The following is a 19,475-nucleotide window of genomic DNA, read 5'->3' as shown; positions in this document are numbered from 1 at the left end:
CAAGGCGCCGCAGAGCATAGCAATGCCGGCGATCCGCGAGCGTGCGCGCAAGCGTCCACGTGCGTCGCTACGCCTGGCGAAGCGTTGCATCGCTGCAGCTGCGCGCGAGCCGCGCCATGCGCCTGCATGGCGTCGACCGGCCAGGACATGTCCTGCCCGCGCCGCCCGCGAACGGCGGCAGCACGCCGCCCTGCCCGTCCGTCCGGCGCTTGCCAATTACATGCATATGCACGTAATTTGCCGGACATGGACGACACCGCACCCTGCCGCTGCACCTGTTTCCTGCTGCGCCGCGCCGCGCGGCGTACCTCGCAGGTCTACGACCGCGAACTGAGCGCGGTGGGGCTGAGCCTGAACGAGTATTCGATCCTGCGCCGCGCCGGCACCGCGCAGCAGCTGGGCGCGCTGGCCGAGCGGCTGGGCATGGACCGCAGCACGCTGTCGCGCAATCTCAAGCCGATGCAGGCGGCCGGCTGGATCGAGCAACGCCGCGGCGACGATGCACGGCAGAAGCTGGTGGTGGTCAGCGCCGCCGGCCGGCGCCTGCTCAAGCGCGCACTGCCGCATTGGGAACGCGCGCAGGCGCGGATCGATGCGCTCGCCGGCAATGCCGCCATCGACGCCCTGCACCGCCAGCTGCGGCAGCTGGAACGCGCGCTGTGCGCCGACCGCGAGGACGCCGCCGCATGAGCGTCGCGGCGCCGCACGCGCAGGCCAGCCGTCACTGGGGCCTGCTGATCATCGCCTCGGCGACGCTGATGCTGAACATGGGCGCGCGCCAGACCACCGGCCTGTTCGTCGAGCCGATCCACCGCAGCAGCGGCGTCGGCATCGCCGCGATCAGCTTCGCGCTGGCGGTCGGCCAGTTCGTATGGGGCGCGGTCCAGCCTGTGTTCGGCGCCATCGCCGACCAGCGCGGCCCGCTGCCGGTGCTGTGGCTGGGCGGGATGATGCTGGCGCTGGGCCTGGCCCTGGCGCCGTGGCTGCCGACCGAGTGGGGCCTGATCGTCAGCCTGGGCCTGCTCGCCGCGGCGGGCGCCGGCGCCGGCAGCTTCTCGGTGCTGATCGGCGCCACCGCGCATCGCCTCGCGCCGGAACAGCGCTCGTTCGCCGCCGGGCTGATCAACGCCGGCGGCTCGCTCGGCCAGTTCCTGTTCGCGCCGCTGGTGCAATGGATGATCGGCGCCGCCGGCTGGGCGATGGCCATGACCGGCATGGCCGCGTTGTCGCTGCTGACCCTGCCGCTGGCCTGGCCGCTGCGCCGCAAGGGCCAGGCGCAGGTCGCGACCACGACCGCGACGGCGGCCGCGCCCGACGGCGGCTTGCGCGCGCAGCTGCGCGTCGCCCTGCGCGACCGCAGCTATTGGTGCCTGCACCTGGGCTTTTTCACCTGCGGCGTGCACATCGCCTTCCTGGTCACCCACCTGCCCGGGGAAATCGCGTTGTGCGGGCTGGCGCCCAGCGTGTCGGCCATCGCCATCGCGCTGATCGGCCTGTGCAACGTCGCCGGCAGCCTGATCGCCGGCAAGCTCGGCGAGCGCGTGCGCATGAAGTGGCTGCTGCTGGCGATGTACGCCAGCCGCGCGGTGCTGATCGCGCTGTACCTGCTCGCGCCGCCAACGCCGCTGACCTTCTACCTGTTCGCGGCCGCGCTCGGCTTCACCTGGCTGGCGACGGTCCCGCCCACCGCCGGGCTGATCGGCAAGCTGTTCGGGCCGCGCTATCTGGGCACGCTGTTCGGCCTGACCCTGCTGTCGCACCAGATCGGCGGCTTCTTCGGCGCCTGGCTCGGCGGCGTGGCGCTGGAGCGCTTCGGCAACTACCAGTGGATGTGGTACGCGGACATGGCCCTGGCCGCGGCCGCAGCGCTGGTCAATCTGCCGATCCGGGAACAGCGCCCGCTGGCGGCCGCGCGGCCCGCCTAGGGCCTGGCGGCGATGCGCCGGCGCGTTGCCGGCGCAGGATTGGCCGCCGCGCGATAGCCGCGCACGAACAGCGCGACCGCGCTTTCCACGCAACGCGCGCCCGGCCGCGGCGGCGCGACCGGCTCGCCGGTCAGCAATCCGCGCAACGCCGACCCGCTGGCGATCAACGCGAAGAACTGCGCGGACGCCTGCGCCACGTCGGCGATCGCCAGCGTGCCCTGCCGGATCTGCGCGCGCAGGAACCGCTGCATGGCGCGATCGTAGCGCGCGAAACACAGGTCCCAGTACGTATCGGCCTGCTGCAGCGACACCTGCGTGGACAGCGCGAGCATGCGATGGATGGCCTGCAGCATCGGCGCGGCCGTCATCGCCATGAGGTCGTGCGCCACCGCCGTCAACCGCAGCTGCAGCGGCCCGCCGCTGGCGAGCAGCGCATCCCAGCGATCCGGCATCTCCCCCACCATCGCGTCCACGACCGCCTGGAACAGCGCGTCCTTGCTGGCGAAATGCGCATAGACGGTGGCCTTGGACACGTCCGCGCAGGCAGCGACGGCGTCCATGGTGGTGGTGTCGAAGCCGTTGCGGGAGAACAGCCGCCGCGCCGCATCCAGGATCGCGGCGTGCTTTTCGCGCGTCGCGCCCCGCTCGCCACGCCGCCGCGCCTGGGCCGGCGCGGGCACCTGGCGCGGCACCGCTAGCGTCCCGTCGAGGCCGTCGCGTCCGCGGACGCGGCCATCTCCACCCAGCCGCCGCCCAGCGCCTTGTAGAAGGTCACCAGGTTGGTGAAGCGCGACAGCCGCGTGCTGATCAGGGTCTGCTCGGCGCCGTACAGCGTGCGCTGCGCATCCAGCGCGCCGAGGTAGCTGTCCACGCCGCGCTCGAAACGCGCCTGCGACAGCCGGTAGCTGTCGGCGGACGCGTCCACCAGCGCCTGTTGCGCCTGCAGCTGGCGGCCCAGCGTGTTGCGCTCAGCGAGCGCGTCGGAGACCTCGCGGAACGCGGTCTGGATCGCCTTCTCGTAGTTGGCCACGTCGATGTCGCGCTGCACCTTGGCGACGTCGAGATTGGCGCGGTTGCGGCCGCCGTCGAAGATCGGCAGCGAGATGCTGGGCGCGAAGCTCCAACTGCCGGAGCCGCCCTTGAACAGGCCGGACAGGCCGGCGCTGGCGCTGCCGGCCGAGGCGGTCAGGCTGATGCTCGGATAGAACGCGGCGCGCGCCGCGCCGATGTTGGCGTTGGCGGCCTGCAGGGTGCGCTCGGCCTCCAGGATGTCCGGGCGGCGCTGCAGCAGTTCCGACGGCAATCCGGCCGGGATGCTGGCCAACACGTTGGCGTCGGCGCTGGCGCTGTCCGGCAGCGCGGTCGGCAGCAGTTCGCTCGGCACCTCGGTGCCGGCCAGCAGGCGCAGCGCATTGCGATCCTGCGCGACCTGCGCGGTGTAGCGCTCCACGTCCACCCGCGCGCTTTCCACCGTGGTCTGCGCCTGGCGCAGGGTCAGCGCCGAGGCCGCGCCGAGGTCGAAACTGCGCTGCTGCAGCCGGTAGCTCTCGCTCTGGCTGGTCAGCGTGTCCTGCGCCAGGCGCAGCAGATCCTGGTCGGCGGCCAGGGTGAGATAGGCCGTGGCGACCTGCGCGACCAGGCTGATGTGGGTGCTGCGCTGCGCCTCGGTGGTGGACAGGAACTGTTGCAGCGCCTGTTCCTTGAGGCTGCGCACGCGGCCGAACAGGTCCAGTTCGTAGGCGCTGATGCCGAGCGTGGCGCTGTAGCTGTGCGCCACCAGCGGTTGCCCGGTGCCGGACAGATCGCCCGGGGTGCGCGAACCGTTGCCGCTGCCGCTCAGGTCCACGCCCGGCGCCAGGTCGGCGCGCTGCACGCGGTACTGCGCCCAGGCCTGGTCGATATTGAGCGCGGCCACGCGCAGGTCGCGGTTGTTGTCCAGCGCCAGCTCGATCACCTGCTGCAGCTTGGGATCGGTGAACACGGCGCGCCAGCCGATGTCGGCGACGGGGACGGCGCCGGTCTGCGCGCTGGCATCGGCGGCGGCGCCGTCGAACTGCGCCGGCACCGGCGCTGCCGGGCGCTCGTAGGCCGGCATCAGGCTGCAGCCGGCGAGCAACGTGGATACCGCCAGCGCCAGCGGGGTCAGGATCGAACGGGACATGTCAGGCTCCTTCCGCGACGCGCGCGGCGGACGGATCGTCGGGGGTATGGGCGCGGCGCTTGAACAGGCCGCACACCAGCACGAAGAACAGCGGCACGAAGAAGATCGCCAGGACCGTGCCCGACAGCATGCCGCCGATCACCGCGGTGCCCAGCGCATGCTGCGCGCCGGCGCCGGCGCCGCTGCCCAGCACCATCGGCACCACGCCGAGGATGAACGCCATCGAGGTCATCAGGATCGGCCGCAGGCGCATCCGCGCCGCCTCCAGCGCCGACTCCACCAGGCTCTTGCCGCCCTCGTGCAGCTCGCGGGCGAATTCCACGATCAGGATCGCGTTCTTGCTGGCCAGGCCGATCGTGGTCAACAGGCCCACCTGGAAGTACACGTCGTTCATCTTCCAGGTCAGCACCGCGCCGAGCAGCGCGCCGAACACGCCCAGCGGCACCACCAGGATCACCGCGAACGGAATCGCCCAGCTTTCGTACAGCGCGGCAAGACACAGGAACACGATCAGGATCGACAACCCGTACAGCATGCCGGTCTGGCCGCTGGACGCCTTTTCCTGCCGCGACAGCCCGGTCCACTCGTAGCCGATGCCCGGCGGCAGCTTGGCCGCCGCGGCCTCGACGATGGCCAAGGCCTCGCCGCTGGACGCCGCGCCCGGCAGCGCCATGCCCAGGATCTCCACCGACGGCACGCTGTTGTAGCGCTCCAGCCGCGGCGAACCCATGCTCCAGCTGGCCTTGGCGAAGGAATTGAACGCGACCATGGTGCCGGCGCTGTTGCGCACGTACCAGCGGTCGATGTCCTCCGGCAGCATGCGGTATGGCGCATCGGCCTGCAGCATCACCTTCTTGACCCGGCCCTTGTCGATGAAGTCGTTGACGTAGGTGCTGCCCCAGGCGCTGGAGAACGTGCCGTTGATGTCGGAGATCGACAGGCCCAGCGTCTCCGCCTTATGCGGATCGATGTCCAGCTTGAACTCGGGCGTGTCCTCCTGCCCGTTCGGGCGCACCGCGACCAGCCGCTTGTCCTGCGACAGCTCGGCCAGCAACTGGTTGCGCGCCTGCATCAGCGCGTCGTGGCCGAGGTTGGCGCGGTCCTGCAGCATCAGGTCGAAGCCAGTCGCATTGCCCAGTTCCGACACCGCCGGCGGCGCGAACGCGAACACCTTGGCGTCGCGGATGCCGGCGAAGTACTTGCCGGCCTTGGCCGCCACCTCGGTCACGCTCTGGCCCTTGCCGGTGCGCTCGTCCCAGGGCCGCAGCTTGACGAAGGCCAGGCCCAGGTTCTGCCCGCTACCGGCGAAGCTAAAGCCCGACACCGTGAACAGGCCGGCGACCGAGTCCTTCTGATCGACCAGGAAATGCTGCTCGACCTGGCGCAGCACCGTGTCGGTGCGCGCCGCGGTGGCGCCTGGCGGCAACTGCACCAGCACGAACAGCGTGCCCTGGTCCTCGTCCGGCAGGAACCCGACCGGCAGCTTCATGAAGCCGACCACCACCAGCGCCAGCACCACCGCGTAGGCGATCATGTAGCGCCAGCCCTTGCCCAGCATGTGCCGCACCGCGCCCTGATAGCGGCCGTTGCCGCGATCGAACACGCGGTTGAACCAGCCGAAGAAACCGGTGGTGGCCATGCCGTGCTGCTTGGCCGGCTTGAGCAGGGTCGCGCACAGCGCCGGGGTCAGCACCATCGCCACCAGCACCGACAGCGTCATCGCCGCGACGATGGTGATCGAGAACTGCCGGTAGATCACCCCGGTGGAGCCGCCGAAGAACGCCATCGGCACGAACACCGCGGCCAGCACCAGGGCCACGCCGACCAGCGCGCCGGTGATCTGCCCCATCGACTTGCGCGTGGCTTCCTTCGGCGGCAAGTGTTCCTCGCTCATCACCCGCTCGACGTTCTCCACCACCACGATCGCGTCGTCCACCAGCAGGCCGATCGCCAGCACCATCGCGAACATGGTCAGCGTGTTGATGGTGTAGCCGAACACGGCCAGCACGCCGAAGGTGCCCAGCAGCACCACCGGCACGGCGATGGTCGGGATCAGCGTGGCGCGGAAGTTCTGCAGGAACAGGTACATCACCAGGAACACCAGCACCACCGCCTCGATCAGCGTGCGCACCACCTCTTCGATCGAGATGCGCACGAACGGCGTGGTGTCGTATGGCTTTTGCACCTTCATGCCGGGCGGGAAGAACTTCTCCTGCTCGGCCATGCTGGCGTCGATCGCCTTGACCGTGTCCAGCGCGTTGGCGCCGGTGGCGAGCTTGATCGCCAGGCCGGCGGCCGGCTTGCCGTTGTAACGGCCGACGCTGTTGTAGCTCTCGCTGCCCAGTTCGATCCGGGCCACGTCGCGCAACCGCACCTGCGAACCGTCGGACTGGGTGCGCAGCAGGATGTCCTCGAACTCGGCGGCGGTCTTCAGCCGCGTCTGCGCGGTGATGGTGGCGTTGAGCTGCTGGTTGGGCGCCGCCGGCAGCGCGCCGAGCTGGCCAGCCGAGACCTGCGCGTTCTGCGCCTGCACCGCGGTCTTCACGTCCAGCGGGGTCAGGCTGAAGTTGCTCAGCTTGTTCGGGTCCAGCCAGATCCGCATCGAATACTGCGAACCGAACAGGGTGGTGTCGCCGACGCCTTCGACGCGGCTGATCGCTTCCTGCACGTTGGCGGCCACGTAATCGGACAGGTCCGAATCGCTCATGCTGCCGTCTTCGGAAGTGAAGGCCAGCACGTTGAGGAAGTTGGTCGCCGACTTGGTCACGGTCACGCCCTGCTGCTGCACCTCCTGCGGCAGCAACGGCGTGGCCAGCGACAGTTTGTTCTGCACCTGCACCTGCGCGGTGTCCGGGTCGGTGCCGTTGTCGAAGGTCAGGGTGATGGTGACCTGGCCGCTGGACTCGCTGGTGGAGGCCATGTAGCTCAGGTGGTCCAGGCCCTTCATCTTCTGCTCGATGACCTGGGTGACGGTGTCCTCGAGGGTCTTGGCCGAAGCGCCGGGATAGTTGGCGGTGATCGCCACGGCGGGCGGCGCGATGCTGGGGTATTGCGCGATGGGCAGGGTGACGACGGAGAGGATGCCGGCCAGCATCACGATGATGGCCAGCACCCAGGCGAAGATCGGACGGTCGATGAAGAAGCGTGCCATGACGGTCTAGCGCCTCAGTTCGCCGCGCGCGGCGCGGCCGCGGCGGATGCGGCTGCAGGGGCTGCGCCGGAGGCGGCCGTGGCGGCCTTCGGCTGCCACGGCACGGTCTTGACCGTCACCCCCGGGCGCGCCCGCGACTGGCCATCGACCACCAGCTGCTCGCCGGGCTTGAGCCCGCTGCGCACCAGCCATTGGTCGCCGACCGCACGATCGGTCTCCAGCACGCGCAGCTGCAGCTTGTGGTCGCTGCCGACCACGTACGCGGTCGGCTTGCCCGCGCCGTTGCGCGAGACCGCCTGCTGCGGCACCAGCACTGCATCGTCCTTCACGCCTTCCTGCAGCACCGCGCGCACGTACATGCCGGGCAACAGATCCGCGTTCGGATTCGGGAACACCGCGCGCACGGTGATCGAGCCGGTGTTCTGGTCGACGGTGACGTCGGAGAACTCCAGCCGCCCCTGCAGCGGATACGGGCTGCCGTCTTCCAGCAGCAGGTTCACCTTGGCCGCCGTGGCGTCGGCCTTCTCCAGTTCGCCGCTGGCCAGCGCCCGCTTGAGCCGCAGCAGCGAGGCGCTGGGCTGGGTGACGTCGACGTAGATCGGATCCAACTGCTGGATGGTGGCCAGCGCGGTCGACTGGCTGGCGGTGACCAGCGCGCCGGCGGTCACGCTGGACTTGCCGATGCGCCCGGAAATCGGCGCATCCACCCGCGCATAGGCCAGGTTGATGCGTGCGCTCTCCACGTTGGCCTTGGCCGCGGCGACGTCCGCCTCGGCCTGGCCCAGCGCGGCGCCGGCGTCGTCGTTGTCCTGCTTGCTGATCGCCGACACCTTGACCAGTTCGCTGTAGCGCTCGGCCTTGAGGCGCGCGCTGCGCAGCGTGGCCTGGGCCTTGCCCAGCGCGGCCACGTAGCTGTCGTAGGTGGCGCGATAGGTGGCCGGATCGATCTGGTACAGCGTCTCGCCGGCCTTGACCTCGCCGCCTTCGCGGAACTTGCGCACCTGGATGATGCCGTTCACCTGCGGCCGCACGTCGGCGATCAGGTACGGCAGCGTGCGCCCCGGCAACTCGGTGGTCAGCGCGACCGGCCGCGTGGCGACGGTGACCACGCCCATCTCCGGCGTGCCCTCCTGCGGCGGCGGACCGCCCGGGGGCGAACCGCACGCGCTCAACAGCGAGGTGGCCGCCACGGCCAGGGCCAGCGATAGACGAGAGGACAGGACAGGACGCACGAGGAATCTCCGGGTGGGGACGCAGGGAGGCGGAAAGAATCTAAACGGTACGGTTCGGTATACTATTCAAGCGATCCGGCGCCGTCAACCATTTCTGCCCTCCCGGTATACTTAAGCGCCCTTCCCCATGGCAGAGCGATGCGCGTCAGGACTGAAGCCAAGCGCGAAGCGATCGTCGAAGCGGCGGCCGCGGTGTTCCTGGAGGCCGGCTTCGAGGGCGCCTCGATGACCCAGATCGCCACCCGCGCCGGCAGCTCCAAACGCACCCTGTACGGCTATTTCCCGTCCAAGGAGGAGTTGTTCGTGGCGGTGGCGCACAGCGTCGCGATCCAATTCATGGACCCGATCCTGGCCACGCTGACGCAGTCCAAGGACGCTCTGCCGACCGCATTGCAGCGCATGGGCGAGGACACCCTGGCGTTTCTGTGCTCGGCGCAGTCGGTGCAGGTCTGGCAGACCATCATCGGCGTCTCCGGCCGCTCGGACATCGGCCTGCTGTTCTTCGGGAGCGGCCCGGACCAGGGCATGCAGCGCCTGGGCGTGTTCCTGCAGACGCAGATGGACCAGGGCCGCCTGCGCCGCGCCGACCCGACCATCGCCGCCCGCCACCTGGCCGGGCTGCTGGAAGCGGAAACGCTGATGCCGTGCCTGTTCGGCGCACTGAAGAACCCGTCGCCGGAGTACCTGCGCGACGCGACGCGGCGCGCGCTGCAGGTGTTCTTCGGGGGTTATGGGGCATAGCAAGAGCGCCAATCGGCGCCTCTGTAGGAGCGGCTTCAGCCGCGACAGGCTCTATCGGCAATGCCCGTCGCGGCTGAAGCCGCTCCTACAGGTCAATCGGAATCGCGCACCCCGCTACTGCACCACTCACGCCCCGCGATACTGGCTCTCCGACACCGGCTCCAGCCAGGTCACCGGCGAACCGTCCACCGCTTCGGCGATGGCGATATGGGTCATCGCCACCTGCGCGCTGGCGCCGTGCCAGTGCTTGACCCCCGGCGGAATCCACACGATGTCGCCGGGACGGATCTCCTGCGCCGGCTTGCCCCATTCCTGCACATGGCCGACGCCGGCGGTGACGATCAGGGTCTGCCCCAAGGGATGGGTGTGCCAGGCCGTGCGCGCGCCCGGTTCGAAACTGACCGTGGCGCCGCCGACGCGCGCCGGCGCCTCGCCCTGGAACGGCGCATCGATGCGCACCGTGCCGGTGAAATACGCAGCCGGACCGACCGCCGACGCGACGCTGCCGGCACGGGCGATCCTGATCGGCTTGGCGTCGTCGTCGGGAACCGCAGCGGCCATCATCGACAGCGACATGGCGGTGGCGAACAGGCTCATCGGAATCTCCTTGCATGGACGTCCGTACCGACTGTAGGCGCGCTGCGCCGGCGGCACTAGCCCGCGCCATGTACATGCCGCCGTAAGCGCCGCTCATCAATCGTCCGGGGTCGTTGCAGCAAGGCCGCACGATCGGCGATGACCACCGCAGCGCCGGACGCGACCGGTCGGCCTCGCTTCGTCGGCACCTGGCACCGTCCATCCGACCCAGCCGTCGCCGGTCGGAAGGCGCATGCCGGCGCGGGCATGGCGCAGCAACACTGCGCGCCTCGATCCCAGCGCCCTCTCGCATGCTCCCGACCGCCGCCCGCCAGGCACACGTTGCCGCTCCCACCGCCGCCACGCGCGCTGCGTCCAGCCAATGCCGACCGGTAGCGGCCGCGAACCGGCTGCTGCGCGGCGCCGCGGCGCTGTGGCTGTGCATCGCCGTCGCCGGACAGCTCCTGTTCGCCGCCTACGTGGCCGGCTTCTACGGCCGCGCCGCGCTGGCCGGTACACCGGAGCGCTGGAACCGGGTGCTGGCGCATGGCTACGTCGCCGGCGACCACGTGTTCAACGCGGTGCTGGCCCTGCACCTATTGCTTGCCGTGGCCATCGTGCTGGCCGGCGCGGCGCAACTGCTGCCGGCGCTGCGCCGGCATGCGCCGGCCGTGCATCACTGGAACGGGCGCGCCTACATGCTGTGCGCAATGCTGTTGAGCCTGGGCGGGCTGGCGATGATCTGGGTGCGTGGCGGTGCCGCCGGCGACCTCGGGCAGCATCTGGGCACCAGCCTCAACGCGCTGCTGATCGCCGTCTTCGTGGCCATGGCCTGGCGCAGTGCGCGCAGCGGCCGCCTGGCGGCGCATCGGCGCTGGGCGCTGCGGCTGTTCCTGGCGGTCAGCGGCGTCTGGTTCTTCCGGGTCGGCCTGATGTGCTGGCTGGCGGTCAACCAGGGCCCCGCAGGATTCGATCCGGACCGTTTCGTCGGCCCGGCGCTGACCACGCTCGCGTTCGCGCAGACGCTGCTGCCGCTGGCGGTGCTGGAACTGTACCTGCGCGCGCGCGACAGCCGGCGGCGTGCGCTGCACTGGCTGGCCGCCTCGACCCTGGCGCTGATGAGCCTGGCCACGCTGATCGGCACCGTGGCCGCCGCCGCAGGCATGTGGTGGCCGATGCTGCGGCCTGCCTGAGCCCGTGACGCCGCTCGCCGAGCAAATCGCGCCGCGCCCTCGGTTATCCTCCCGCCCATGTCCCGCACCGTTCCGCTCTCCGCAGCGCAACGCGCGCCCGCGCTGCTGAGCTGGGCGCGCGTCGTGCCCGTGTGCGTCATCTCCGGCGCGCTGGGATTGCTGCTGAGCCTGAGCTGGGATTCCACGCTCTCGGCGCTGTGCCGCAGCTTCACCTTGGGCGCCGCGGCGCTGCTCGCCTACGCCGCGTTCGAACGCTGGCCGCGCCGGCTGCCTGCATGGCTGGCACGCTGGGTGCTGCAGGTGCTTGGCGTCGCGCTCGCCATCCCGCTGACCACGCTGCTGCTCTACGTCGGCCTGACCAAGGCCGGTGCGCCGCCGTTCTTGCAGGACCAGGAGCGGCTTTCCGGCTTTCTCATGCTGACCGTGACCGGCGTGCTGATCGCCCCGTGGACCGCGCTGGCCGCCCTGGTCAGGCAGAAGGACGCGCTGGCCCGCCATCAGGCGCTGGCCTTCGAACTGGAACGCAGCGAACTGGAACGCGAAGCGCTGGATGCGCGCCTGCACCTGCTGCAGCGCCAGGTCGCGCCGCATTTCCTGTTCAACACCCTGGCCAACGTGCAGGCGCTGATCGACATCGGCTCGCCCAAGGCAGCGGACCTGATGCGCAGCCTGATCGCCTACCTGCGCGCCGCGGTGCCGCGGCTGCACGAACCGACCACCACGCTGGGCGAAGAACTGGCGCTGGTCCGCGCCTATCTGGAATTGATGTACATGCGCATGCCGGATCGGCTGCAGTACGCGATCGAGACGGACGCGTCGCTGCATGCCGTCCGCTGCCCGACCCTGACCCTGCTGACCTTGGTGGAGAACGCAGTCAAGCACGGCATCGATCCGGCAGAGGACGGCGGCCGCATCGTCATCCGCATCTGGCGCGACGCCGGCCGCTGCCGTCTGCGGGTGGAGGACAGCGGCGCCGGACTCGGCGCGAGCGCGCACGGCCTGGGCACCGGCCTGAGCACCTTGCGCGACCGGCTCGCGCTCAGCTTCGGCGCCGGCGCGGAACTGCAGGTGGCGGCGCATCTGCCGCACGGCACGCGCGCCGACATCGGTTTCCCGTTGGCGGTGGACGCGTGATGCCCACCCCGCCGAGCGCACTGATCGCCGACGACGAGCCGCTGCTGCGCGAAGCGCTGAAACGGCAATTGGCGCGCCTGTGGCCGGAGTTGCAGATCGCCGTCGAGGCGCGCAACGGCCGGGACGCGGTACGCCTGTTCGAGGAGCGGCAGCCGCAGATCTGTTTCCTCGACATCCAGATGCCGGGGCTGTCCGGGGTGCAGGCTGCGCAGCAGATCGGCCGCCGCGCGCATATCGTGTTCGTCACCGCGTACGACGACTACGCGGTGCAGGCCTTCGCCGAAGGCGCGCTGGATTATCTGGTCAAGCCGGTGCAGGACGCGCGCCTGGCCGATACGGTCGAGCGCCTGCAACAACGGCTGCAGGCCGCGCAGCCGGCGGCCGATATCGCCGAGCAGTTGCGGCGCCTGGCCGCGCAGCTGTTGCCGCCGCAGCCCCGCGCGCCGCTGCGCTGGCTGCATGCGCAGGCCGGCAACACGCTGCGCCTGATCCCGGTGGAGGCGATCGATTACCTGCGCTCGGACAGCAAATACACCTGCGTGGCCTGGCGCAACGAGGCCGCGCAGGCCTGCGAGGCGATCGTCGCCACCCCGCTCAAGGAACTGGCCGCGCAACTGGATCCCGCCTGTTTCCTGCAAGTGCACCGCTCGGTGGTGGTCAACCTGCACGCGATCGAGCACCTGGTCCGCCACGACAACGAAACCGCGCAGATCCATCTGCGCGGGCGCCGGGAGAAGCTGCCGGTCAGCCGCAGCTATCTGCCGCTGTTCCGCGCGATGTAGCGATCGCATCGAGGCGCGACGCTGTCGGCACGGCACCGCTCCCGCGCATGCGCAGCGACTGCCGCAGCGCAGCATTGCAATAAGCGTATAAGCGCCGCGATTTAAATCATTGGTCGCGCGCCGAGTGCGCCGCCTATCCTCGGCGCTGCGCCGACACCACGACGCGTTCGATCGCACTGTGCGAAACGCAGCGGCACGCGCGAAGGCGGCGGCGCGCGCAGGCGCCCCGTGGCTTGCGCAACCACAGAATCCGCAACAGCCCAGAGGACACACCCACGATGGCAGGACCGATGGGGCCGGCGGCTCCGCTCTCGCACTCCGCACCGTTCGCCGGCCATGCGCCGTCCTACCGCGCCGCGCTGTCGCTGCTGGCCTCGCTGTTCTTCATGTGGGGCTTCATCACCGTCATCAACAACACGCTGCTGCCGCACCTGCGCAGCGTGTTCGAACTGAGCTACACCCAGGCCACGCTGATCGAGTCGGTGTGGTTCATCGCCTACTTCTTCGCCTCGCTGCCGTCGGCCAAGCTGATCGAACGGATCGGCTACCAGCGCGCGCTGGTGATCGGCCTGGGCATCATGGCGCTGGGCGCGCTGGGCATGATCGCGGCCGCGCGCCTGGTCTCGTACGGCATCACCCTCGGCTCGCTGTTCGTGATCGCCAGCGGCATCACCTTGCTGCAGGTCGCGGCCAATCCCTACGTCGCGGTGATCGGCAGCCCGGACACCGCCTCGGCGCGGCTCAATCTGGTGCAGGCGTTCAACTCGGTCGGCACCACGCTGGCACCGCTGTTCGGCGGCTACCTGATCCTGGGCCGCTCGGCCTCGGGTACCGTCAAGGGCGATGCGGTGCTGACCCAGGCCGAACGCCTGGCCGACGCGCAATCGGTGCAGCTGCCCTATCTCATCGTCGCCGTGGTGCTGGTGCTGCTGGCCGTGGTCATCGCCCGCTTCAAGCTGCCCGCGCTCGGCCAGGCCACGCAGCGCGCCACCGGCGCGCAGCGCGCCAGCCATTCGCTGTGGCGGCATCGCAACCTGGTGCTCGGCATCCCGGCGATCTTCATTTACCTGATCGCCGAGATCGGCGTGTCCAACCTGTTCATCAATTTCGTGTCGCAGCCGCACATCGGCAACCTCACCCACGAGCAGGCCTCGCACTACCTGTTCCTGCTGTGGGGCGGGATGATGGTGGGGCGCTTCGCCGGCAGCGCGCTGATGCGCCGCATCGCGCCGGAAACCGTGCTGGCGCTGTTCTCGATCGGCGCGTTCGCGGTGATGCTGCTGACCGTGTTCACCAGCGGCCACGTCGCGATGTGGTCGCTGATCGCGGTGGGCCTGTTCCACTCGATCATGTTCCCGACCATCTTCACCCTCGGCATCAAGGGCCTGGGCCCGCTCACCGAGGAAGGCTCCGGCCTGCTGATCATGGCCATCGCCGGCGGCGCGCTGGTGGTGGTGCAGGGCTGGTTAGCCGATCACGTCGGGCTGCAGCAGGCCTTCCTGCTCACCGCCGCGTGCGAGTTGTACGTGCTGTTCTATGCGCTGTGGGGCGCGAAGACGCCGCCGCAGGCAAGCGCCTAGCTGCGACGGTCGGCGAGACCGACAGGGAGCACCGCCACCAGGCGCGCTACAGCGATCCGGTACTGCGCCGGATCGCGCTCTACGTCGGCGGGGCTACGCCGACAACTCGCCGCTCTTCGCCCAGGCCGCAATGGTGTGGGCCGCCTAGCCGTCGCCGTTCGGTAGACAAACGCGGCATGGCTGTCCGCTCGCCTGCGTTGCGCGCGTTGGCCCTGGTGGCAGACAACCAGAAGCGCCACGCCTCTGCCACCTCGCCTACATCCGGAGCCGACACCATGGACGCACGCTTTGCCGCACTCTCTACCCTCTTGTTCGCCGCCTCGACCTTCGCCGCGCCGGCCGGCGCCAAAGGCACGCAAGTCGACTGCCAACCTGGCTCGGAAGCGGTCTGCGACGCGTGGTGCAAACATGCCGGCGGCGGCATGTCCAGCAACCCGGACGGCTCGGTCACCTGCACCGTCATCGTGTCGGCACGCAGCAAGAAGGGATTCGCCTTGCCGGAGGGCAACTACGAGGTCAGGAAGATCGCCGACGCTCCCGGCCGCGGCAACGGTGCCGGCGCCGATGCCGCTCCCCCCAAATCGAAGGACAAGCACTAGGCGCGGCCCCGCGACGCTGTCCAGGAGAGTGCGCAGCGGCGCAGCGCGCCGCTGCACGGCATGGTGCGGGTCACGGTGCGGCTCTTGCGGCGGCGGCGCGCGTCGCCCGCAGCCAAGGGAGGCCGATGGCCAGCGTGCGCGCGCACGCGCAGCGAGAGCGGTTCCATCGGGCGTGCTGGCTGCGCGGCCGTGCGGCGCGCACCCTCGGCGCAAGCACGCAAGCGATCGCGTCGGCGCGTGCCGAGCCGACAGCCTCAACGCGGACGCGAACGGCCCTGGCGGACAGGCGCAGCAGGCCCGGATTGCTCACACATTTCCTTCAAAAACAATAGTTTGAAATGAGAAAAAGCGCTTGTCGCGGCACCCTGGAATGGGTACGCTGCGGCGGTCGAAAGAGAGCAGGCCGGATGGTAGCCCGGCCGTCGCCGCATCAGCGGCGACATCTCAGCCAATCGGGCACCCGCGACACCAGCCACCGGCAGCGCCGGTCGATGCAGGTGTGTCCGATGGGGTCTCGCAGGTCTCCCGGCACGCCTTCTAGGACACAGAAGGAGCGAGCATGCACAAGACCAACGACCCGAGTCCCACCCCGCACGGTACGCACGCGTTCGCCGCGTCGCTGGAGCGCGCCCGCCCTGCCGCAATGCGCAATGCCGCTGCGGGCGACACGGCGCTAGCCGAGGCCGACTGGCGGCGCGACACGCTGGCGGACCTGCTGATCTGGCGCTGCGACGTGAGCACCGGAAGACCGGAACTGCCTGCGTTGCTGCTCGCGGTGTGGCTGCCCAAGCGAACACGGACCTGGGAATGGGAAGTCATCGATCCGCGCGGCGATACCACCCTGGCCGAGGGCAGCAGCAGTTCGTCTGCGCTCGCACAGGCGGCGGCCGAAGCGTGGACACGGCTTCGCTTCGGCGATGTGCTGGAGCGTGGCTGATGCCGGTGGCCGCACCGGCATGCGCCGCAGGCTACGCCTAGCCGACCTTCCTAGCGGAGTGCCGGCCTCGGCCGCCACCATCGGCTGTCGATGCGACGGCGGTGGCTGGGGTCAGCGACGGCGATCGGCGGCCGGAGCGTCGCCGCCGCGCGTGCGCGGCAATCGCATCATGCCGGCGCCGCCCTGCAACCCATGGACATCCGCGCTGCCGACAGCGCAGCGCCCTAGCCCGCGCAGCGCGCGCACAGCCCGTGCACTTCCAGGGTCTGCGCCTGCGGCTGGAAGCCCAGCGCCTTGGCGCGCTGTTCCAGTTGCGCGACCACGTCGCGGTCCTCCAGTTCGACCGCGCTGTGGCAGCGGTCGCAGATCAGGAACGGCACCGAGTGCTGGGCGCTGCTGGGGTGGTGGCAGGCGACGAAAGCGTTGACCGACTCGAGCTTGTGCACGAAGCCGTTGGCCATCAGGAAATCCAGCGCGCGGTACACGGTGGGCGGCGCATCGGCGCCCACGCTCTTGCCCTCGCGCACCCATTCCAGCAGGTCGTAGGCCTTCACCGGCCGCCCCGCCTCGGCGATCAGGCGCAGCACGTTGGCGCGGATCGGGGTCAGCCGCAGCCCGCGTTCGCGGCTCACCCGCTCCACCACCTTGACGAAGTCGTCGGCGTCGTGGACGTGGTGGTGCGGCTCGGTGCAGGCGGTCTTCTTGCTGGACATGGCGGTTCTCCGGGGAATCAGCTTCCCGCTGGGATCTTGATGAGCGCGGCGTCGATGCGTTTCAAGGCCTGGTCGCGCCCGGCCAGGTACACCGTGTGCGAGATATCCGGGCTGACCTGGGTGCCGGTGATGGCCACGCGCAGCGGCTGCGCCACCTTGCCCATGCCGATCTCCAGCGCCGCGGCGGCGTCGTGCAGCGCGGCGGACACGCCGTCCACGCTCCACTGCCCCAACGCGGCCAGCAGCTCGCGCGCCTTGCCCAGCGCCAGTTCGGCGCCCGGCTTCAGGTGCTTGGCCACCGCGGCCTCGTCGTAGGTCTCCAGCGGCCGGTACCAGACCACCGCCTTCTCGGCCATTTCCTTCAGCGTCTGCACGCGCTCGCGCAGCGCCACCACCACGTCGGCGGCGGCCGGGCCGGCCGCCGGGTCGATGCCGAGCTTGGCCAGCTGGTCCTCCAGCTGCGGCGCGATCGTGGCCGGGTCGTCGGTCTTCAGGTAGTGCTGGTTGACCCAGCCGAGCTTGGCCATGTCCAGCCGCGCGGCCTTGGAGTTGACGTCCTTGACGTCGAACAGGTCGATCAGCTCCTGGCGGCCGAACAGTTCCTGGTCGCCGTGCGACCAGCCCAGCCGCGCCAGGTAGTTGATCAGCGCGTGCGGCAGGTAGCCGGCATCCTTGTACTGCATCACGTCGGCCGCGCCGGTGCGCTTGGACAGCTTGGCGCCCTGCTCGTCCAGGATCATCGGCATGTGCGCGAACTTCGGCACCGGCGCGCCCAGCGCTTCGTAGATGTTGATCTGGCGCGGGGTGTTGTTGATGTGGTCGTCGCCGCGGATGACCTCGGTGATGCCCATGTCCCAGTCGTCCACTACCACCGCGAAGTTGTAGGTGGGGTAGCCGTCGGGGCGGAAGATCACCATGTCGTCGAGCTCGCTGTTGGCGATCTCGATGCGGCCCTTGATCAGGTCGTCGAACACCACGCTGCCGCCGACCGGGTTCTTGAAGCGGATCACCCGGTTCGGATCGTCGCGGTATGGCAGGCCCTGCTCGCGCGCGGTGCCGTTGTAGCGCGGCTTTTCCTGCTTGGCCATCGCCGCCTCGCGCATCGCGTCGAGTTCCTCGCGGGTTTCGTAGGCGTAGTAGGCCTTGCCGGCGGCGAGCAGCTGTTCGGCCACCTCCTGGTAGCGGGCGATGCGCTGGGTCTGGTAGACCGGGCCCTCGTCGTAGTCCAGGCCGAGCCAGTCCATCGCTTCGAGGATGGCGTCGATCGCCGCCTGGGTGCTGCGCTCGCGGTCGGTGTCCTCGATGCGCAGCACGAACTCGCCGCCGCGGTGGCGCGCCTCCAGCCAGCAGTACAGCGCGGTGCGCGCGCCGCCGATGTGCAGATAACCGGTGGGACTGGGGGCGAAACGGGTGCGGCAGGCCATGGAACGCTCGGAGCAAACGGGAATCGGGCGATTTTACCCCGCCGTGCCCTGCATTGCCCGGAGCGGCGGTGCGGCGCCGTGCCTGAGCGTTTCCATTGTAGGAGCGGCTTCAGCCGCGACATGACCTTACCGGAGAGTACCTGTCGCGGCTGAAGCCGCTCCTACAAAAGACCCTGGCAGGGCCTGCCACCACGATTGGGACAGGCGCTAACGCAGCAGATCGCCATGCACGACGCACTCGCCGTCGCTGCGCGCCGGCCCCGGCGCGTCGTACAGCACCAGCCAGCTCGGCACGCCGCCGGACAGCGCCGGCGGCAGGTTGCACAGGGCTTCGGCGCGGTCGCTGTCCTCGCCGTGCGGCAGCACCAACGACTTGACCAGCTCGCGCTGGAACCGCACCGGTTCGCGGTTGGCGGCCAGCGCCGCGCGCGCGCCGGGCCAGCGGAACAGACGGATCTCGCCGTTCAGCACCATGGTCGGGCCGGCCAGCAGGTACAGGTCCTCGCCGTGGAAGTGCAGGTCGCGCACGCCCAGCCCGCCCAGCTGCAGGAAATGTTTGCGCAGCAAGGTGCCCTGCGCGTCCAGCGGCACCAGCCGCAGATGGTCGTGGTGCGCCTCCACCGCGATCTCCAGCAATCCGGCCCAACCGCGCAGCACCGGGCCGCGCAGGCCCAGCAGCAGGCGCTGGCCGTCCACCGCCATGCCTTCGATATCGAAGCCGTTGTCCTTGCCGGGGATCTTCAGGTAGGCGCCGAAGTGCGGATCGTCTTGCAGCAGTTCGGTGAGCTGGTTGTGTTTGGCGTCGCCTTTCAGCCGCAGCGCGCGGCGGCCGTCGGCCGCGTCGCGGACCAGCTGCGGCGCGCCGTCGGCATCGCGCTCGATCGGCAGGCAGGCGAGCAGGCGCCGGTTGGCGTCGAGCTTGAGCTTGGCCAGGCGCTTGCCGTTGTCGGCGTCGTCGCGGTCGGGCTTGGCGTTCTTGCGCTTCATGCCATGCGAGCCGACCACCCACAGATAGCCCGGCGACAGCGCCATGCCTTCCAGGTCGGCCTCCTCGTCGTGGTCGCCGGGCAGGTCGAGCAGCTCGCCGAGGGCGAAGCTGCGGCCTTCGCCGAAACGCAGCGCCTCGCCGCCCACCGGCGCCAGCGCATGCAGGCGATCGACCGCGCAGGCTTCGTCGCCGGCCACCCACAGCCAGTCGTCGGTGAAGGCGGCGCCGGACAGGTTGGCGTGGACCAGCGCGCCGGGCGCGAATTCCAGGCGTACGGCGTGCGGCAGCAGGGTCTTGGGCATCGGAGCGGTAGGCCGGTAGCGGAGCGGAAGCGACAGC

General features: G+C 70.1%; 17 protein-coding genes. 9 read left to right on the top strand and 8 right to left on the bottom strand.

The annotated features are described in order from the left end of the window. The first annotated feature begins 246 nt into the window (after positions 1 to 246). Both AB8810_RS08325 and AB8810_RS08320 read left to right on the top strand, forming a co-directional pair. A complete protein-coding gene (locus AB8810_RS08325) occupies positions 247 to 690 on the top strand; it encodes a MarR family winged helix-turn-helix transcriptional regulator (protein WP_179566010.1) in 444 nt (147 codons plus the stop codon). Continuing rightward, a complete protein-coding gene (locus AB8810_RS08320; protein WP_369916223.1) occupies positions 687 to 1,925 on the top strand; it encodes an MFS transporter in 1,239 nt (412 codons plus the stop codon). The genes AB8810_RS08325 and AB8810_RS08320 overlap by 4 nt, the downstream gene beginning before the upstream one ends. Here the strand turns inward: AB8810_RS08320 and AB8810_RS08315 are convergent. The 4 genes from AB8810_RS08315 to AB8810_RS08300 are packed head-to-tail and all read right to left on the bottom strand — an operon-like array spanning position 1,922 to position 8,469. Further along, complete coding sequence (locus tag AB8810_RS08315) at positions 1,922 to 2,605, bottom strand: TetR/AcrR family transcriptional regulator (RefSeq protein WP_369916221.1); 684 nt, start codon at positions 2,603 to 2,605, stop codon at positions 1,922 to 1,924. The genes AB8810_RS08320 and AB8810_RS08315 overlap by 4 nt on opposite strands. A 14-nt stretch (positions 2,606 to 2,619) precedes the next feature. Next, positions 2,620 to 4,086 carry an AdeC/AdeK/OprM family multidrug efflux complex outer membrane factor gene (adeC, locus tag AB8810_RS08310; protein WP_369916219.1) on the bottom strand — a complete coding sequence of 489 codons (1,467 nt, stop codon included), beginning with the start codon at positions 4,084 to 4,086 and terminating at the stop codon, positions 2,620 to 2,622. Between the two features lies 1 nt (position 4,087). Then, positions 4,088 to 7,237 carry an efflux RND transporter permease subunit gene (locus tag AB8810_RS08305; RefSeq protein ID WP_369916217.1) on the bottom strand — a complete coding sequence of 1,050 codons (3,150 nt, stop codon included), beginning with the start codon at positions 7,235 to 7,237 and terminating at the stop codon, positions 4,088 to 4,090. 14 nt (positions 7,238 to 7,251) lie between these two features. Beyond that, positions 7,252 to 8,469, bottom strand: a complete 1,218-nt coding sequence (locus AB8810_RS08300) for an efflux RND transporter periplasmic adaptor subunit (protein ID WP_179566020.1) — start codon at positions 8,467 to 8,469, stop codon at positions 7,252 to 7,254. Between the two features lie 138 nt (positions 8,470 to 8,607). Here AB8810_RS08300 and AB8810_RS08295 point away from each other — a divergent pair, with 138 nt between their 5' ends. After that, the gene (locus AB8810_RS08295) at positions 8,608 to 9,210 is read left to right on the top strand and encodes a TetR/AcrR family transcriptional regulator (protein ID WP_369916214.1); all 603 of its coding nucleotides are present in this window, start codon (positions 8,608 to 8,610) and stop codon (positions 9,208 to 9,210) included. A 126-nt stretch (positions 9,211 to 9,336) separates the two neighbouring features. Here AB8810_RS08295 and AB8810_RS08290 read toward each other — a convergent pair whose 3' ends face one another. After that, positions 9,337 to 9,807 (bottom strand): cupin domain-containing protein, encoded by a 471-nt coding sequence (locus AB8810_RS08290; protein WP_206258785.1) that lies wholly within the window; start codon positions 9,805 to 9,807, stop codon positions 9,337 to 9,339. Positions 9,808 to 10,097: 290 nt separating this feature from the next. Here AB8810_RS08290 and AB8810_RS08285 point away from each other — a divergent pair, with 290 nt between their 5' ends. The 6 genes from AB8810_RS08285 (at position 10,098) to AB8810_RS08260 (ending at position 16,011) form a co-directional block, all read left to right on the top strand. Then, the gene (locus AB8810_RS08285; RefSeq protein ID WP_369916212.1) at positions 10,098 to 10,979 is read left to right on the top strand and encodes a DUF2306 domain-containing protein; all 882 of its coding nucleotides are present in this window, start codon (positions 10,098 to 10,100) and stop codon (positions 10,977 to 10,979) included. 57 nt (positions 10,980 to 11,036) lie between these two features. Next, complete coding sequence (locus AB8810_RS08280) at positions 11,037 to 12,113, top strand: sensor histidine kinase (RefSeq protein ID WP_369916210.1); 1,077 nt, start codon at positions 11,037 to 11,039, stop codon at positions 12,111 to 12,113. Continuing rightward, on the top strand, positions 12,113 to 12,895 hold the full coding sequence (locus AB8810_RS08275) for a LytTR family DNA-binding domain-containing protein (RefSeq protein WP_179566030.1): 783 nt from the start codon (positions 12,113 to 12,115) through the stop codon (positions 12,893 to 12,895). Before AB8810_RS08280 ends, AB8810_RS08275 begins: the two co-directional genes overlap by 1 nt. A gap of 278 nt (positions 12,896 to 13,173) precedes the next feature. Then, positions 13,174 to 14,475, top strand: coding sequence for a sugar MFS transporter (locus AB8810_RS08270; protein WP_369916207.1), 1,302 nt, complete (start codon positions 13,174 to 13,176; stop codon positions 14,473 to 14,475). Positions 14,476 to 14,750: 275 nt separating this feature from the next. Further along, positions 14,751 to 15,074, top strand: coding sequence for a hypothetical protein (locus AB8810_RS08265; protein WP_369916205.1), 324 nt, complete (start codon positions 14,751 to 14,753; stop codon positions 15,072 to 15,074). A gap of 559 nt (positions 15,075 to 15,633) precedes the next feature. Next, positions 15,634 to 16,011, top strand: coding sequence for a hypothetical protein (locus AB8810_RS08260; protein ID WP_206258776.1), 378 nt, complete (start codon positions 15,634 to 15,636; stop codon positions 16,009 to 16,011). A gap of 224 nt (positions 16,012 to 16,235) precedes the next feature. Here the strand turns inward: AB8810_RS08260 and AB8810_RS08255 are convergent, their stop codons facing one another. The 3 genes from AB8810_RS08255 to AB8810_RS08245 all read right to left on the bottom strand — a co-directional run bounded on the left by AB8810_RS08255 (position 16,236) and on the right by AB8810_RS08245 (position 19,438). Next, positions 16,236 to 16,724, bottom strand: coding sequence for a transcriptional repressor (locus tag AB8810_RS08255; protein ID WP_003472952.1), 489 nt, complete (start codon positions 16,722 to 16,724; stop codon positions 16,236 to 16,238). Between the two features lie 17 nt (positions 16,725 to 16,741). Next, on the bottom strand, positions 16,742 to 18,148 hold the full coding sequence (gene gltX, locus AB8810_RS08250) for a glutamate--tRNA ligase (protein WP_369916202.1): 1,407 nt from the start codon (positions 18,146 to 18,148) through the stop codon (positions 16,742 to 16,744). Between the two features lie 207 nt (positions 18,149 to 18,355). Further along, a complete protein-coding gene (locus AB8810_RS08245; RefSeq protein WP_369916200.1) occupies positions 18,356 to 19,438 on the bottom strand; it encodes a DUF3616 domain-containing protein in 1,083 nt (360 codons plus the stop codon). Positions 19,439 to 19,475: the final 37 nt, after the last annotated feature.

Origin of the sequence: Xanthomonas sp. NCPPB 3005 (genome assembly GCF_041228095.2) — a bacterium.
Taxonomy (GTDB): domain Bacteria; phylum Pseudomonadota; class Gammaproteobacteria; order Xanthomonadales; family Xanthomonadaceae; genus Xanthomonas_A; species Xanthomonas_A bonasiae.
This window is presented reverse-complemented; position numbering and strand designations above follow the sequence as displayed.

Excerpts from the sequence above, each read along its gene's own strand:
- AB8810_RS08325 (WP_179566010.1), top strand. The coding sequence starts at position 247 with ATGGACGACACCGCACCCTGCCGCTGCACCTGTTTCCTGCTGCGCCGC.
- AB8810_RS08320 (WP_369916223.1), top strand. The coding sequence starts at position 687 with ATGAGCGTCGCGGCGCCGCACGCGCAGGCCAGCCGTCACTGGGGCCTG.
- adeC (WP_369916219.1), bottom strand. The coding sequence starts at position 4,086 with ATGTCCCGTTCGATCCTGACCCCGCTGGCGCTGGCGGTATCCACGTTG.
- AB8810_RS08305 (WP_369916217.1), bottom strand. The coding sequence starts at position 7,237 with ATGGCACGCTTCTTCATCGACCGTCCGATCTTCGCCTGGGTGCTGGCC.
- AB8810_RS08295 (WP_369916214.1), top strand. The coding sequence starts at position 8,608 with ATGCGCGTCAGGACTGAAGCCAAGCGCGAAGCGATCGTCGAAGCGGCG.
- AB8810_RS08290 (WP_206258785.1), bottom strand. The coding sequence starts at position 9,807 with ATGAGCCTGTTCGCCACCGCCATGTCGCTGTCGATGATGGCCGCTGCG.
- AB8810_RS08285 (WP_369916212.1), top strand. The coding sequence starts at position 10,098 with ATGCTCCCGACCGCCGCCCGCCAGGCACACGTTGCCGCTCCCACCGCC.
- AB8810_RS08280 (WP_369916210.1), top strand. The coding sequence starts at position 11,037 with ATGTCCCGCACCGTTCCGCTCTCCGCAGCGCAACGCGCGCCCGCGCTG.
- AB8810_RS08275 (WP_179566030.1), top strand. The coding sequence starts at position 12,113 with ATGCCCACCCCGCCGAGCGCACTGATCGCCGACGACGAGCCGCTGCTG.
- AB8810_RS08270 (WP_369916207.1), top strand. The coding sequence starts at position 13,174 with ATGGCAGGACCGATGGGGCCGGCGGCTCCGCTCTCGCACTCCGCACCG.
- AB8810_RS08265 (WP_369916205.1), top strand. The coding sequence starts at position 14,751 with ATGGACGCACGCTTTGCCGCACTCTCTACCCTCTTGTTCGCCGCCTCG.
- AB8810_RS08260 (WP_206258776.1), top strand. The coding sequence starts at position 15,634 with ATGCACAAGACCAACGACCCGAGTCCCACCCCGCACGGTACGCACGCG.
- AB8810_RS08255 (WP_003472952.1), bottom strand. The coding sequence starts at position 16,724 with ATGTCCAGCAAGAAGACCGCCTGCACCGAGCCGCACCACCACGTCCAC.
- gltX (WP_369916202.1), bottom strand. The coding sequence starts at position 18,148 with ATGGCCTGCCGCACCCGTTTCGCCCCCAGTCCCACCGGTTATCTGCAC.
- AB8810_RS08245 (WP_369916200.1), bottom strand. The coding sequence starts at position 19,438 with ATGCCCAAGACCCTGCTGCCGCACGCCGTACGCCTGGAATTCGCGCCC.